12 protein-coding genes (1 of these 12 only partly in view) are annotated in these 14,536 nt (G+C 68.1%); 3 read left to right on the forward strand and 9 right to left on the reverse strand.

Annotated features, from left to right (window positions below):
- Positions 1–784, forward strand: partial view of a benzoate/H(+) symporter BenE family transporter gene (locus ACW5IY_RS21815; protein WP_049435548.1) — the 3' portion only. The gene continues 404 nt to the left of window position 1, outside the view; the window shows 784 of its 1,188 coding nt (coding positions 405–1,188); its start codon lies beyond the left edge, outside the window; it ends in the stop codon at positions 782–784.
- A 6-nt stretch (positions 785–790) separates the two neighbouring features.
- Here ACW5IY_RS21815 and ACW5IY_RS21820 read toward each other — a convergent pair whose 3' ends face one another.
- From ACW5IY_RS21820 to egtB, 5 genes are all read right to left on the reverse strand, one after another.
- Positions 791–1,564, reverse strand: coding sequence for a DUF2628 domain-containing protein (locus ACW5IY_RS21820; RefSeq protein WP_049435549.1), 774 nt, complete (start codon positions 1,562–1,564; stop codon positions 791–793).
- A 50-nt stretch (positions 1,565–1,614) separates the two neighbouring features.
- On the reverse strand, positions 1,615–2,481 hold the full coding sequence (locus tag ACW5IY_RS21825; RefSeq protein WP_049435551.1) for a D-hexose-6-phosphate mutarotase: 867 nt from the start codon (positions 2,479–2,481) through the stop codon (positions 1,615–1,617).
- A gap of 40 nt (positions 2,482–2,521) precedes the next feature.
- Positions 2,522–3,790: a lytic murein transglycosylase gene (locus tag ACW5IY_RS21830; protein WP_049435552.1), complete on the reverse strand. Its 1,269-nt coding sequence runs from the start codon at positions 3,788–3,790 to the stop codon at positions 2,522–2,524.
- Positions 3,791–3,874: 84 nt separating this feature from the next.
- On the reverse strand, positions 3,875–4,849 hold the full coding sequence (gene egtD, locus ACW5IY_RS21835; protein WP_049435553.1) for an L-histidine N(alpha)-methyltransferase: 975 nt from the start codon (positions 4,847–4,849) through the stop codon (positions 3,875–3,877).
- Entirely contained in the window at positions 4,846–6,117 is a 1,272-nt protein-coding gene (egtB, locus tag ACW5IY_RS21840) for an ergothioneine biosynthesis protein EgtB (RefSeq protein WP_049435554.1), read from the reverse strand. Before egtB ends, egtD begins: the two co-directional genes overlap by 4 nt.
- A 150-nt stretch (positions 6,118–6,267) precedes the next feature.
- Between egtB and ACW5IY_RS21845 the strand changes: the two genes are divergently transcribed.
- A complete protein-coding gene (locus ACW5IY_RS21845; RefSeq protein WP_049435555.1) occupies positions 6,268–7,548 on the forward strand; it encodes a GGDEF domain-containing protein in 1,281 nt (426 codons plus the stop codon).
- 3 nt (positions 7,549–7,551) lie between these two features.
- On the opposite strand, the gene ACW5IY_RS21850 is transcribed toward ACW5IY_RS21845, so the two are convergent.
- A complete protein-coding gene (locus tag ACW5IY_RS21850; protein WP_049435558.1) occupies positions 7,552–7,944 on the reverse strand; it encodes a YchJ family protein in 393 nt (130 codons plus the stop codon).
- A gap of 102 nt (positions 7,945–8,046) precedes the next feature.
- Between ACW5IY_RS21850 and ACW5IY_RS21855 the strand changes: the two genes are divergently transcribed.
- A complete protein-coding gene (locus tag ACW5IY_RS21855; RefSeq protein WP_029380158.1) occupies positions 8,047–8,826 on the forward strand; it encodes a sulfite exporter TauE/SafE family protein in 780 nt (259 codons plus the stop codon).
- 106 nt (positions 8,827–8,932) lie between these two features.
- On the opposite strand, the gene ACW5IY_RS21860 is transcribed toward ACW5IY_RS21855, so the two are convergent.
- Genes ACW5IY_RS21860 through ACW5IY_RS21870 form a run of 3 tightly spaced genes read right to left on the reverse strand, consistent with a single transcriptional unit; the run spans position 8,933 to position 14,487 of the window.
- A complete protein-coding gene (locus ACW5IY_RS21860; RefSeq protein ID WP_049435559.1) occupies positions 8,933–12,313 on the reverse strand; it encodes an ATP-binding protein in 3,381 nt (1,126 codons plus the stop codon).
- A gap of 16 nt (positions 12,314–12,329) precedes the next feature.
- A complete protein-coding gene (locus ACW5IY_RS21865) occupies positions 12,330–13,031 on the reverse strand; it encodes a DUF4194 domain-containing protein (RefSeq protein ID WP_005421303.1) in 702 nt (233 codons plus the stop codon).
- Positions 13,018–14,487 (reverse strand): DUF3375 domain-containing protein, encoded by a 1,470-nt coding sequence (locus tag ACW5IY_RS21870; protein ID WP_049435560.1) that lies wholly within the window; start codon positions 14,485–14,487, stop codon positions 13,018–13,020. Before ACW5IY_RS21870 ends, ACW5IY_RS21865 begins: the two co-directional genes overlap by 14 nt.
- Positions 14,488–14,536: the final 49 nt, after the last annotated feature.

A 14,536-nucleotide genomic window follows, 5' to 3' on the forward strand; every position in this document is an offset into this window, starting at 1 on the left:
GCTGGCCGGGGTGCTGCTGCGCTTCGGTCTGGACGTGTTCGTGGCCATGAACACCCAACTGGTACTGGCGCTGGCAATGTTCGCCACCTGGCTGGCCGGACGCCGCCTGTTCCCGCGCTATGCGGTCATCGCCACCCTGCTGGTCGGCATCGCGGTCGCGGCCAGCCGTGGCCTGCTGCACGCACAGCAGGTGCAACTGCAGCTGGCGGTACCGCAATGGGTGATCCCATCCTTGTCCTGGACTGCGGTGGCCGGCATCGCCCTGCCCTTGTTCGTGGTCACCATGGCCTCGCAGAACATTCCGGGCGTGGCGGTGATGCGGGCCTCCGGCTACGACGCCCCGGTGTCTCCCCTGATCGGCTGGATCGGCGTGGTCAACACCCTGTTGGCGCCGTTCGGTGCGTACGCGCTGAACCTGGCGGCGATCACCGCAGCGATCTGCATGGGCCGCGATGCCCATGAAGATCCGGCGCGGCGCTATACCGCCGCCATGGCCGCCGGGGCCTTCTATATCGTCATCGGGCTGTTCGGTGCGACCGTCGCCGCATTGTTCGCTGCGTTCCCGAAGGAGCTGGTGGCCTGCGTGGCCGGTATCGCCCTGTTCGGCACCATCGCCAACAGCCTGGCCAGTGCGCTGGCGGTAGAGCGGGACCGCGAGGCGGCACTGGTCACCTTCCTGGTTACCGCCTCGGGCGTCTCACTGGCCGGCATCGGCTCGGCGTTCTGGGGCCTGGTGGCCGGTGCGCTGTGCCTGCTGGTGCTGCGGCCCCGTCAGGACCGCTGACCCACCCTACCCCGCCAATGCGGCGCCGACGGTGCTCAGTACCACCGCGATGATGATGGCGATCAGTGTGGCGACCACGCTGGTGCCGCCGCGCGCGGTCAGCTCGCTGCGCAGCCGTGCGTCATCGCCGCCGGTGACGGCTCGGGCCTGGGCGATCAGGCGCTGGCAGTGTGCCAGGTACCAGCTGTTGCCAAAGATGCCGGTGGTGATGCTGAGTGCGAAGGTGATGACCAGCGACAGGCCATCCGGCACGTCCAGCAAGGTCTCCACCACGCTGATCAGCAGCAGCAGGCCAGCCCACATCGCCGCCAGGCGGTACATCTTGCGGTACATCATCCAGATCAGGCCGAGCAGGAAGGCCGGCCAGTGCCAGGTGCCACTGCCCGTGGCAATGCCCTGATCCAGCCGCCAGCGCTGGCGATAGATCGGGAAGTTGCCGCCGACCACGCTGGCGTACAAGGCCATCTCGCCCTCCAGCCCGGCAGCCACTGCCCTATCCGGTACAGCGACCGGCGCACGATAGGGATCGGACGGATCGCCGACACTCGGCGCGATGCCCTCAACCGCAGGGGCTGCGTCGATATCCGGGGCCGGAGCCACCTCGATGGGCGTGGACGCCTGCTCCAGTTCCGACAACGGCCGCCATGAGGGCATGCCTTCGCACCAGAGCAGCGTGCGCGCCGTAACCGTCCCTTCCTGCTGCAGCTGGCGAAGACCGGCCAGATCCACCGGCCCACTGCTCTGCCTGCCATTGGCATACCACCATTGTGCTTCCTGCATGTTTTCCGTCCTTGCTACCTGCATCGACAAACTGAAACCGCTGCCAGCGCCTACAGCGCGGTACTGGCCAGGGTCTGCACCAGCTGATGGCGCGCACCTGGCGCAAGGGTAATCTGCTCCGGGCCTGCGTTGGCCACTTCCAGGCAGACGTAATCGTGCCAGCCATCGCCGACATCGGCCATCCTGGCTGCGGCCTCGGCACCGGGATTCCAGGCCACCAGGGTCTGGCTGCCTTCGCTGCGGATCTCGATCCGCCGCTGCAGTACGGGATCACGCAGCACGTAATGGCCGCCGGCACCGGTATAGATGCGATCGCTGCGACCGGGATCACGCGGATCGCGCAATGACCACGGTCCCTGTTGCAGGCGCAGCTGCGCATAGTCCTCGTACTTGTCCAGGTATTGCAGGCCATCAAGGCCCTCGACCTCGACCCGGTTGGCATCGCCCACCCGGAAATAGCTGTGCAGGGCCTGGGTGAAGGTCACCGGCGAGGTTCCGGTGTTCTCGGTGACCAGCTGCTGGCGCAGCTGGCGGCCGATGCGCAGCTGCATCTGCAGGCGCAGGCCGGGATCGGCGCAGGGCGCAGGCGCCAACTGCAGCTCGACCTCACCATCATCGCTCTGGCTGGCCTGCAGAAGCTCCCAGCGCGCGGTACGTACCAGGCCATGCGCCGGTACATCGGCGCTCTGGCCCTGGCGGCCGAACCACGGCCAGCACACCGGGACGCCACCGCGGATGGGCGTAGGCAGCTCGGCGCGCGTGGGCGAAAGCCACAGCAGATCGGGCTGCCCATCGGGGATGAACGACAACAGCTGGCCACCAAACACACTGACGACCGCCGTGGCGTTGGCGGTTCGCACCTGCCAGGCCTCCAGGCCGTGATACAGGCCGGTGCTGATGTCCGGATTCAACTGCATGCGATGACGCTCCTTGAAGACCGCGGCGATGATGTCGCGGTCAACGTGCCGCCGGCAAGGCCTTCTGCCCAGCGGGTGCGATAGCGGCGGCTTCTTCCTGCAGCGTGCGCAGGATGCGCTGGCCGGCGCGGCCGTCCACCTCGCTCCAGCCCAGGCGCTGCTGCTCGGTCTGGATCGCGCGACGCGTGGCGGTACCGATCATGCCGTCGGCGGCACCGATATCGTGGCCACGGGCCAGCAGCAGGGTCTGCAGCTGGCGGCGCTCATCGCGGCCCAGGCCCGGGTCATCGGTCGGCCAGGCGGTGGCCAACCCGTTGCCGCCACGCAATTGGTCAGCCAGCGTCGCGATCGCCAGCGCATAGCTTTCGGCGGCGTTGTAGCTGTAGATCGCGTCGTAGTTGCGGAACACCAGCAATGCGGGGCCCTTGTTGCCGGCCGGCAGCAGCAGGGCGGCGCGCGCATCCGCCGGCAGGTTGACCGGAGCCAACGCGCTGCCATCCAGCGCGGTCACGCCCTGCGCACGCCAGTCGGCCAGGGCGCGACGCTGGGTACGCCCCGCCTGGCTGGCGTTGAAGCCCGCAGGAACGCGAACTTCCATGCCCCAGGGCTCTCCGCTGCGCCAGCCGGCGCGCTTGAGGTAGTTGGCGGTGGACGCCAGCGCATCGGGAATGCTGCCGACCAGATCGCGGCGGCCATCGCCATCACCGTCCACGGCGATGCGCGCATAGGTGCTGGGCATGAACTGCGTGTGCCCGAAGGCACCGGCCCAGGAACCGGTGAGCCCCTGTGCCTGCAGGTCCCCGCGGTCGATCAGCTTGAGCAGCGCCAGCAGTTCACCGCGGAAGAAGGGTTGGCGACGGCCGGCGCAGGACAGCGTGGCCAGTGACTGCAGCAGCGGGCGCTTGCCGAACACGCGGCCGTAGTCGCTCTCCACGCCCCAGACTGCGACGATGGTGGCCGGATCGACGCCGTACTGCGCCGACACCCGATCGAGCAGGTCGCGGTGCTGCTGCAGCATGGCGCGACCATCAGCCACGCGCTGGCGATCGACCAGCGCGGCCAGGTAGTCCCAGATCGGCGTGGTGAATTCGGGCTGCGCATCGAGCAGGCCGAGCACGCTGGGGTCCGGGGTGAGCCCGGCGGTGATCTCATTGAAGCGGACGGCGCTGATGCCCTGGCTGGTGGCCGTGGCCTGCAGACCCGCCAGGCAGCGGCTGAAGGCCGGATCGACGCTGGCATTGGATGCTGCAGGCAGCACCGGGGGCGAGGCGAGAGCGGCCGCCAGGCCGAGCGTGGTCAGAATGGGCATGGCGTCCTCCGTGTTGCCGTTGCACGGCCATCTTAGGGGTAGCGGTACTGCTGAACCTGAAGGGGCACCGGCTGGCCGTCCGCCCTAGATGGCACGCAGCAGGCGCAGGCCGTAGGCGGGACTGTCGGCATTCCAGCGCTGCGTGACCTGCAGTCCCGCCTCCTGCAGCAGCGACTCGAAGCTGTCGTCGGTGTACTTGTGGCTGTACTCCACGCGGATCGGTTCGTCGGCGGCAAAGTGGAAGGTCCGGCCATCCAGATGGACGTCCTGTGCCCGCTGGCTGACCAGATCGGTCTCGATGCGCAGCCGCGCGACGCTGTAGCGGGCACGATGACGGAAGCCATCGAGATCGAAGTCGCTGCCGATCTCGCGGTTGAGGCGCGCCAGCAGATTGAGGGTGAATGCGGCGGTGACGCCTTGCGCGTCGTTGTAGGCGGCCTCGATCATTGCCGGGTCCTTGTGCAGATCGATGCCGACCAGGGCCAGGCCGTCGCGGCCCATCGTCTGGCGCATCGCGCGCAGCAGTGCGACCGCGTCTTCGCCTTCAAAGTTGCCCAGCGTGGAACCGGGGAAGAACAGCAGCCGTCGCGCAGGCTCACGTTCGGGCAGGGGCACGGCCACGGGACGGGTGAAGTCGGCACAGACCGGCAGCATCTCCACCTCAGGCAGCGCCGGTGCCAGATGGTCGATGCTGGACAGCAGCGCGGCACGCGAGATTTCAATCGGTGTGTAGGCCACCGGGTCGTGCAGGGCGGCCAGCAGCAGCGCGGTCTTGCGTCCGCTGCCGCTGCCCAGCTCCACCACGTGCAGGCGCGGGCCAGCGGTGCGGGCGATGTCCGGCAGCACGCGCGCCAGCAGGGCCAGCTCGGTGCGCGTGGGGTAGTACTCGGGGGTCTGCGTGATCTGCTCGAACAGGCGCGAGCCGCGTGCATCGTAGAAGTACTTGGACGGTAGCTGGCGGGGCGTGCGCGACAACCCGGCCACCACGTCAGCCAGGATCTGCTGGCGCCCGGGGGTGAGATCGGTCAATGCGTGCAGCGCGTCCTGCACCGTACTCATGCGAGGTCCCTGGCCAGGCGCAGCCCGGAGAACTGCCAGCGCGCCGGTGGCATGAAGAAGTTTCGGTAGCTGGCGCGCACATGGCCGCGGGGCGTCACGCAGCTGCCGCCGCGCAGTACCCATTGCCCGCACATGAACTTGCCGTTGTATTCACCGAGGTTGCCGGCGAAGGGTCGAAAACCGGGATAGGCACCGTAAGCACTGTGGGTCCATTCCCATACATCGCCGAACAGCTGTCGCAGTCCACGGCCCCGCGCTGCCTGCGGGTGCAGCCGATCGTCATCGGCGAAATGGCCGCGCAGCGGCTGCGACGCGGCAGCGGCCTCCCACTCGAACTCGCTGGGCAGGCGCGCGCCGGCCCAGCGGGCGCAGGCATCGGCCTCGTAGTAGCTGAGGTGGCAGACCGGCGCGTGCGGATCCAGTTCGCGCCAACCGCCCAGGGTGTACTCGCGCTGCAGGGCGTCATCCCAGTACAGCGGATGCCGCCAGTCCTCGGCTTCACGCACTACCCAGCCTTCACTGAGCCACCAGCGCGGCTCACGGTAGCCGCCGGCGTCGATGAAGGCGCGGTACTCGGCATTGCTGACGGGACGCTCGGCCAGTGCGTGCGCGGGGAGCAACACGCGATGCACTGGCGATTCGTTGTCGTAGGCGAAGGCGGTATGCAGCGGCCAGGCTGCGGCACCGACGGTGACGATGCGCTCGGGTGATTCGATCCAGCCCTGCGCACTGGCAGCGCTGGCGGCAGGTTGCAGGTCCTCGCGGTAGGCGGGCTGCAACGGGTTGCACCAGAACGCATGCTTGATGTCGGTGAGCAGCAGTTCCTGGTGCTGCTGTTCGTGCTGCAGGCCCAACTGCAGGTGCTGCAGTGCCTGCTCATCAAGGTCGCCGGCCGCCAGCCGCGATTGCACCTGTGCATCGACCTGCTGGCGGTAGTCGCGCACCTGCTGCAGCGATGGCCGCGACAGCAGCCCGCGCTGCGGCCGGGCATGCGCCGGACCGATGCTCTTGTAGTAGCTGTTGAACAGGTAATCCCAGGCCGGGTCATGCGCCGGTGCAGCAGCGAAGCCCGCCAGCACGAAGCGCTCGAAGAACCAGGTGGTGTGGGCCAGGTGCCATTTGCTCGGGCTGGCATCGGCCATGCTCTGCAGCATGGCGTCCTCGGCGCTGAGCGGCGCGGCCAGTTGCATGCTGCGCGCACGCACCCGTGCGAACTGGTGGGCGAGATCGTGCTGCGGGGCAGCGACGGCGGTGGGTACGCTGTCCATGTGGGCAGCATCGGCGCAGGACGGTGAGTGCGATGTCATGGTTCGGCGTCACTTTGTTCACATGGGTAAGCCCCCCGCATTCAAGATGCAGGCACGCGCGCCGCTAACGGCAATGCTGCGGCCGCGTCGTCACCGCGCTGGAATTCCTGCTTGCCCCTGCATCCGCTCCGCCAGCCTGCGCACTACCTGTTCGTGCTGCCCGCCCTGCTGGTTGCCGTGGGGGTATGGACCGCATTGGATACCGCAGACGTGGCCAGCCCGGCGCAGCGCATCCTGCCCTGGCTGCTGGCCTGCCTCGGTGCCGGCCTGGCCCTGCTCTACCATCAGGTACGGTCGCTGTGCCTGCTGCTGGTGGTGGCGGTCATGTTCGCGCTGCTGCACCAGGATGTCGGCGGCTACCTGCGCAACGGTCATGTCGGCGCGCTGACACCCCTGCGCTTCCATGCCATCTCGGCGTGGCTGCCATTGCTGTTCGCCGGCCTGTCGTTGTGGCCGGAGCGCGGGCGGCGCCGCCACGACCTGCTGTTGCGCTCCGTCGCCAGCGGTACGGCGCTGCTGATCTTCCTGCTGCTGGCCACGCAGCAGCCGCGCGGCATGCACGATCTGCTGTCGAACCGTCACTGGGCGTGGATCCCGGCCGAGTGGAACGCGCTGGCGCAGCTGCCGGCGCTGCTGTTCCTGCTGGCCACGGCGGCGCTGGGCTGGCAGGCATGGCGGCATCCGAGGCCGCTGCATACAGCAATGCTGCTGGCCCTGCTGTGCCTGTGGTGGATGCTGCCGAGGGTGTTCCTGCAGCCGGTGCTGCTGCCGGCGCTGAGCAGCGCCGCCCTGCTGCTGATGCTGGGCGCGATGCTGCAGGAGTCGTTCCACATGGCCTTCCGCGATGAGCTGACCGGCCTGCCCGGGCGCCGCGCGTTCAACGAGACCCTGCAGCGGGCACGCGGCACCTACAGCATCGCGATGGTGGATGTGGACCACTTCAAATCGTTCAACGATACCCACGGCCACGACACCGGCGACGACGTGCTGCGCCTGGTGGCCTCACGGCTGGCGCGCGTGGGTGATGGTGGACGTGCGTTCCGCTATGGCGGCGAGGAGTTCGCGGTGGTGTTCCTGGACCGCCCGGCGGCAGCCTGCATGGATGCCGTGGAGGCGCTGCGGCAGAGCATCGAGGAGACCCGCATGCAGCTGCGTGACCGCAGCACCCGCAGCCGCGACGATGACGCCGGGCGCCAGCAGCGCGGGCGCGGCGGCAGCGGACAGGTAGTGCAGGTAACGGTAAGCATCGGTCTGGCCGACACCCGCGTCGGTCTGCGGCCGGCGGCGGTGGTCAAGGCTGCCGACCAGGCGCTGTACGTCGCCAAGGACGGAGGCCGCAACCAGGTGCGCGCGTATGCCGGGCAGGGCGTGCTGGCAGTACGCGGTGGCTGAGGCTCAGAGCGCGTCGAGGTAATACCAGCGGTCTTCGATGCGCAGGAAGCGGCTGTGCTCGGTCATCTTCACCGCGCTGCCGCCGCCCACCCGGTAGCGCGCGGTGAACCGGACCTCAGCGCTGTCGGCGCCGGTGACGGTGTGCTCGTGCACGGTCAGGCCCAGCCAATACGTACGCTGGCCGGGCGCATCATCCAGCGACAACTCGGCCGGACGCGTGTCCGGGTGCCAGCTCTGGCGCAGGTAGTCGGCCACGCCCCGCACATAGGCGCTGTAGCGCGAACGCATCAGGCGCTCGGCATCCGGCGCGGCTTCACCGGCGTGGAAGCGGCCGCAGCAGGCAGCATAGTCGGCGGGCAGGCCGCAGGGACAGGGATCGGCAGGTTTTCGGCTCATATCAGCATTGTCGCCGGGTTGCGCGGATTGATCCACGCACGGCACAGGTCGCCGGGTACAGGACAGGCGTATGCTGTCGCGCCCCCACCTTGATTGATCGCCGTGCTGGAACTGGTTCCCCCCGAGTTGTGGTGGCTGGTGGTGATCGCCTTCATCGCCGGTCTTGTGGATGCCGCCGTGGGTGGCGGTGGCCTGGTGCAGCTGCCTGGACTGTTCACGGTGCTGCCGCAGCAGACGCCAGCGATGCTGTTTGGTACCAACAAGTTCAGTTCGATGTTCGGTACCGGTGCGGCGGCCTGGCGCTATGCGCGCAATGTGCGCTTCCCGTGGAAGCCGGTACTGTTCGCGGCCGGTACGGCCTTCATCTTCTCCTTCGCCGGGGCCACGGCGGTAAGCCTGCTGCCCAAGGACGCGGTGCGCCCACTGGTGCTGGTGCTGCTGATCGCGATGCTGGCCTACACACTGTGGAAGAAGGACTTCGGCGCGCTGCACCGCCCGCAGGAGATCGGTCGCCGCGAGCTGGCGATCGCGCTGGCGATCGGTGCGGCGATCGGCTTCTACGACGGCTTCTTCGGGCCGGGCACCGGCAGCTTCCTGATCTTCCTGTTCGTACGCTTCTTCGGGCTGGATTTCCTGCGCGCGTCAGCGGCGTCGAAGGTGGTTAACCTGGCGACGAATGTGGCGGCGATCTCGTTCTTCGTGCCGACCGGCAACATCCTGTGGCTGTTCGCGCTGCCGATGGCAGCGGCCAACATCATCGGTTCGGTGGTGGGCACGCGCCTGGCGCTGAAGGGCGGCACGCCGTTCATCCGCAAGCTGTTCGTGGGGCTGGTGGTGGTGCTGATCGCGCGGATGGCGTGGGATACGTTCCGCGGTTCGTGAATGAACCTCACGACCCGGTAGGTGCCAACCTGGGCTGGCACGTGGGTTCCGGTCGCGAACAGCAGCCGAGCATGGCTCGGCTCTACAGGTAGATGGACCGAGGCGCTCAGGCCTCGGCTTCTTCCGGTTCGTTGGCCTGCTGTCGGCTGCGCTCGGGCAGCTTCAGGCGCTTGCCTTCTTCGTCGTACTCGATCAGCAGCACGCCGGAGTCGTGGCGGCCGCTGATCTCGACGAAGCAGGCGCCGCCGATGAACGGTTCCAGCGTCATCACCGACTTCAGCGGGGTGGCGACCACCATCTGGAAGCCGAAGTTGTCGAAGATGTTCATCGCCAGTGCGGTGAACTCGTTGTCGGCCTTGTCGAAGGCTTCGTCGAGCACGACCGCGGCGTAGCTGGGCAGCTGGCTGTCGGCACCACCGAGCTGGTAGCGCAGCGCGGCCGCCAGGCAGGTCGTGGCCAGCTTCTGGCGCTGGCCACCGGACTTGCCGGCGCCGCTGCGGTAGATCTCGACCTGCTGGCGCGTTTCCGCATCCAGCTCGACGCCGATGAACTCCACGTGCATGCGCACGTCCAGCACCAGCTCGCGCCAACGCTTGTCCTCGCCTTCCTGCGAGCCCAGGCGATTGACCAGCTGGCGCAGCACGGTGAACTGCGATTCGGCCAGCTCGCGCTGCTCGGTCTGCTGCTGCGACAGCACTTCGCGCAGCTGCAGGTGGAACTCGCCGACTTCCGGCAGGCGTCGGTCGTTCAGTTCGATGGTCAGCAGCGTGCCTCGGTTGAACGGCACCTGTTCCAGGCTGGCGTTCACTTCGTCCAGGCGCTGGCCGATCGACTTGCGGGCCTCGGCGCTGTGCCGCTGCAGGGCCAGCAGGTTGTTCTTGCTCTGGTTCTGCAGCAGATCGAAGAAGCGCTCTTCGTGCTGCGGCAGGCCATCGCGCTCCAGGCGTTCGAGGCGTGCGAGGAAGTCCTCGGCCGAGGCCACCGACACGGTGAAGTCGCCCGATTCCTCCGGCCACTGCTGGATGAAGCGACGGAAGCAGCCGATCAGCTGGTTCTCGATGCGGTTGAGGTCCTGCTGGGAGGAGGACAGCTGCTCGTTCAGCGCGTTGCTGACCTGGCGCATGTGCGCTTCCAGCGTTTCCAGGCTGAGCGGGCCCTGCTCCTGCAGGCGCTCGGCGAGGCCGGCTTCCTGCTCCTGGGCCAGGCTCGGCAGCACCAGCGCACGGCTCTGCTGGCGTGCGCGGTCGAGGCGATCGCGCTCCTTGACCAGCTGGCCACGCTCGACGCGGACGTCTTCATAGGTGCGGCGCGACTGTTCGATGTCCGCGCGCACCGCATCGATCTGCTTGGCCAGCTTGGCGAGGTCGGCATTGCCTTCGCGCAGGTCGCGTAGCGTCGCTTCGATATCGCTGAGGCGCTGCTGCGGGGCGGCGATATCGATCTCATTCCAGCTGATGCTGACCAGCTCGTGACAGGCCAGGCGGCGCTCGTTGTCGCGATCACGCTGGCCACGCAGGCGCGCGATGTCGGTCTCGCAGCCGGCGATGCGCTTGGCCAGTTCCTGCGCTTCACGCTCGAAGGCGCCGACCTTGTCGTGGTTGTTGAAGCCGAGAATCCAGCGACGGCGGTCGCCCACCGCGCTGCGGTCGTCCTTCTCGAAGCGGTCGCCCGGATGCTTGACCTGGCCTTCGCGGGTAATGCCGCGATCGACGTTGCGCAGCTGCTTGGCATCAACGCACTCGTAGTCGAAGCGCTTGCCAAGCTCACGGCGCAGCCAGCTTTCGAACACGTGCTCGCGCAGTTCCAGCTTGTGCAGCAGCGACTTCGCCGACGGCTCGCGCGCGAACGCATCATCGTTGCGGCGCACGCGGTAGTAGGTGAAGCGCATGCCCAGGTGGGTACGGTTCACCCACTCGGCGACGTCGTTGTAATGCTTGTCATCGACCAGCAGCGACAGCGCGAAACCGCCCAGCACGCGCTCGATGGCGCCCTGCCAGCCCTGCTCTTCCGAGCGGACCTGGATCAGTTCGCCAACGAACGGCAGCGCTGCTTCGGCGATGCCGGTTTCCTCGGCCAGGCGCGCGCGCAGCTTCTGCATCGGCGCAGGGATGTTGGACGGCGTGCGCTGCATCGCTTCGAGTTCCGCACGGACTTCGCCGAAGCGGCGCTCGTCATCGCGCTTGCCACCCAGGCGATCGCTGATCGCATCGTCCAGTGCCGAAGAGGCGCGCTGGCGATCCTGCAGCTCGTTCTGCGCCCGCTCGACCAGTTCGGCGAAGCCGTGGGCGTCGTCCGGCAGTTCAGCCTGCAGCTGCTGCGCGGCCTGGCTTGCCTGCTCGCGCTTGGCCTGGCGGCGGTCGCGCTCGGCTTCAGCACGGCCCTGCTCGCGTTCCAGTTCCTCGATGCGCTCACCGCCCTGCTGGCGGCGCTGCAGTTCCAGCTCGGCCAGGCGCTCGGTGTGGTTGTCGAGTGCGGCACGGCGCTGGGCTTCTTCGCCAAGCAGGCCACGGTCACGCACGTCCATCTCGCGCAGGCGCGCTTCGATCAGCGCCTGGCGGCGGCTTTCGCGGAAGCTGTCGACGCCGAGCTTCAGCGCTTCATCGTCGCCACGCTGCCGATGCATTTCCTTCAGGTCGTTGTAGTAGGCGCGTGCCGGCAGCAGGGTTTCCACCTGGCGACGCGCAGTGACCACGGCCTGGTGCGCGCCATCGAGCTCGGCGAAGTCGCTGACCAGGCGCTCGGCGGCGTCGAAGGTCTTCGGCGTGTCGAGCATGAAGTCGCGCAGGAAGACGTTCAGGTCGCCCAGGTTCTTCGCCGACTGCGTCTTGTGCAGCAGGCGCAGCGCCATCTCGTTGTCGATGCCGAGCAGGTCGCGGAAGCGCTCAGCGTAACCGGAGAAGGTGTCGAAGTGGTGCAGGTCGGACAGCTTCTGCTTGAGCTTGCGCAGGTCCAGGTCGAAACCACCAAGATCCTTGGCGATGTCGAACGGGCGCTCGGCGATCATGTAGTGCTTGCGCACATCGCCAGCCGAGGTGCCGTTGCCGGAGATCCACAGCAGGCGCACCAGGCTGACCACGCGGCCATCGCCGGCGCGGTATTCCAGCACCAGCGCGGTCCAGGTGGCGCCCTTGCGCAGGTACTGGGTGGCGATTTCGCCGGTACCGCTGTCCTGCTGGTCGGCCCACGCGCCACGCACGTAGGACACCAGGTTGCGGTCGCGGCCACTGCGCTCGGCTTCACGCGCGGCGGCGTTGAAGTCGACGATGGCCGGCGGCGTCAGCAGCGCGGACATGGCATCGAGCAGGGTCGACTTGCCCGAGCCGGAACGGCCGACGAACAGGAAGCCGCGCTCGGCGATCGGCACTTCGGTCAGGCCGTTGAAGGTGCCCCAGTTGTGCACCTGCAGGCGGCGCATGCGGAACTGCTGCAGGCGCGGGTCCGGCAGGCCTTCGTTGAACAGGGCGGGAGTGTGCTTGGAGATAGCCATGCGATGGTCGGGTCTCTCAGGCCTCGGCGGCCGGGGTTTCGCGCAGCTGGCGGTAGACCGCCGAGAGCTGGGACACGTCTTCGGCGGAGAACAGCAGCTTCAGCGCCGGCGAGACTTCGTGGCGGTCTTCCTGGCCGCTGAGGCGGGTCAGGATGTGGTTGTCCTTCATCTTCTGCACCGCCGAAGCGACGCGGCGGTTGAAGCCGGCGCGGTCGGTGGACAGGTTCTTCTCGTAGATGGCCAGCGCTTCAGCCATCTCGGCGTCGGCGACCACCGCGCGGTTGCCACGCGCATCGGCCTCGGCCAGCTGCTGGCGCAGGTACAGCAGCAGCACCGAGTCGATGAAGGTCAGCGGCGAGGTACGCAGCAGCACCGGCGCATCAACGTCTTCGGTATCGGCCTGGCGGGTGAAGGCCACGCCGCTGTCACGATCGAGCACCAGTTCCAGGAACAGGTCCGCCAGCGACGAGCGGATGGCCGCCTCGCTGCGGATCAGCGCCGGCCACAGCTTGGCGTGGCGCAGCTGGTCGATGCTGGGGCCGATCAGCAGCTGGCACAGCGCGCGGCGCGCATCCAGCGGCAGGCGCCCGGTATCGCCGAGGTAATACACGTCGTTGCCACGGCGGGGCTGCGCCACGGCCGCCACCGGCTCGGCCTCGTAGGCGTCTTCCGCCACGTCGGCCTGCGGTGCGTCGATGGGATCTTCATGCCAGCTCATGGCGTCTCTCCTGGGTGAACCAAACCAGCGGGATGCGGGCACGACGGATCTGGCCGTCGCCACCACGCCATTCGGCAAGCTCCTGCTCGCCGGCGACCACGTTGCCGAAGCGCGTGCCCAGCGACAGGTAGCCGATGACGCTGCCAAGACCCTGCGGCGCCTCACGCTGCGACAGGGCCTGGGCGATGCTGAGCCGCGGCTGTGCATCGAGCAGGTCGTGCAGGTCGCGGCGCAGCGTGCGGAAATCGATTTCGGACGAGGCGACCAGATCACCCACGCTTTCCAGGCTGATCGCGGCGGCGTCGTTGTACTCGACGTTGCCATCGACCTGGGCGCTGCGCGGATCGTGCAGCCTCCACTGCGACCACGAGCGCAGGCGGCTGGTGGTCAACTGCAGGTCACGGCCGATGCCACGCTGTGCGGGGAACTCGTCGCGCAGGGCCAGCGCTTCGGACTGCGCCTGCTTCAGCAGCTGGTTGAGGCGACGCTGTTCCAGGTAGCCACGGCTCTGCACGAAACCACGCAGGCTGCGCGCGAAGTTCTGCAGCACGTCGTGCACCTGTCCACCACGCTCCAGCATGGTGCTGGTGAAGCCGCGCAGGAAGTTGCGCTCGTTGCGGTCCAGGCGGCGCGCAAAGCCGCGCGCCAGCACCGCTTCCAGCGCGGCGTCGAGCTGGGCGCTCTGTTCGGCGTCGTTGAGCAGGCGCCAGAAGGCCTGGAAACTGCGCCCGGCGTCACTTTCACCGATGACATCCACACCTTCGAACAGCTGCGACAGCACATCGCCGCGCTCGCCTTCATCGTCGATGATGCGTTCGCGGAAATCGCGGTTGAGCTGCTCGAAGTCGTCGCGCACGCGGCGGAAGTCCTCGGTCAGCTCGTCGGCCAGGCCGATGATCTGGCGGGTGCGTTCCAGCGCGCGCTTGCCGTCCAGCGCAACCACGCGGCCAGTGCCGACCCGGGCGATTTCGGCATCGATGCGGTCGCGCTCGTCGTGCAGCGCGGACAGGCGCGCATCGGGGTCGGCTTCGGTCTGCGCAGCCAGCGCCGAGAGCTGCTCAATGACCAGCGCCAGGCGGCTTTCGGTGGCGGCCACGCGGGCCTGCTCGAGGCCGTCCGCGAAGCGGATCGCCTGCAGTGCAGCAGTGGACAGCTCGTACTGCTCCTGGTCGGCGCCTTCGGGCAAACGGCGTTCCAGCCAGCCCTGGGCCAGCCAGTGCGCGATGTAGGCCTGGGCGGTACGCGGCAGCTCGCGCGAGAGTTCATCGCCGGCCAGCTGGTCCAGCGCGCGCTGCAGTCGCTCGTTGAGCACCGACGAAGGCAACGTGCGCTCGCCGTCCATCAGCAGGCCCTGCAACAGGCCGATGATTTCCGGGGCGTGGTCGGCGGCAAGCAGCTTCCACTGGGGCTGTTCGCGCAGGTGGCGGTAACGGGCAATGCGTTCGCGATGCTTCATGCAGCGAAAGAAGTCTGTAGGGCTGACAGGGACGAGCCGCCATGCACGG

Source organism: Stenotrophomonas sp. C-A, from assembly GCF_054030835.1.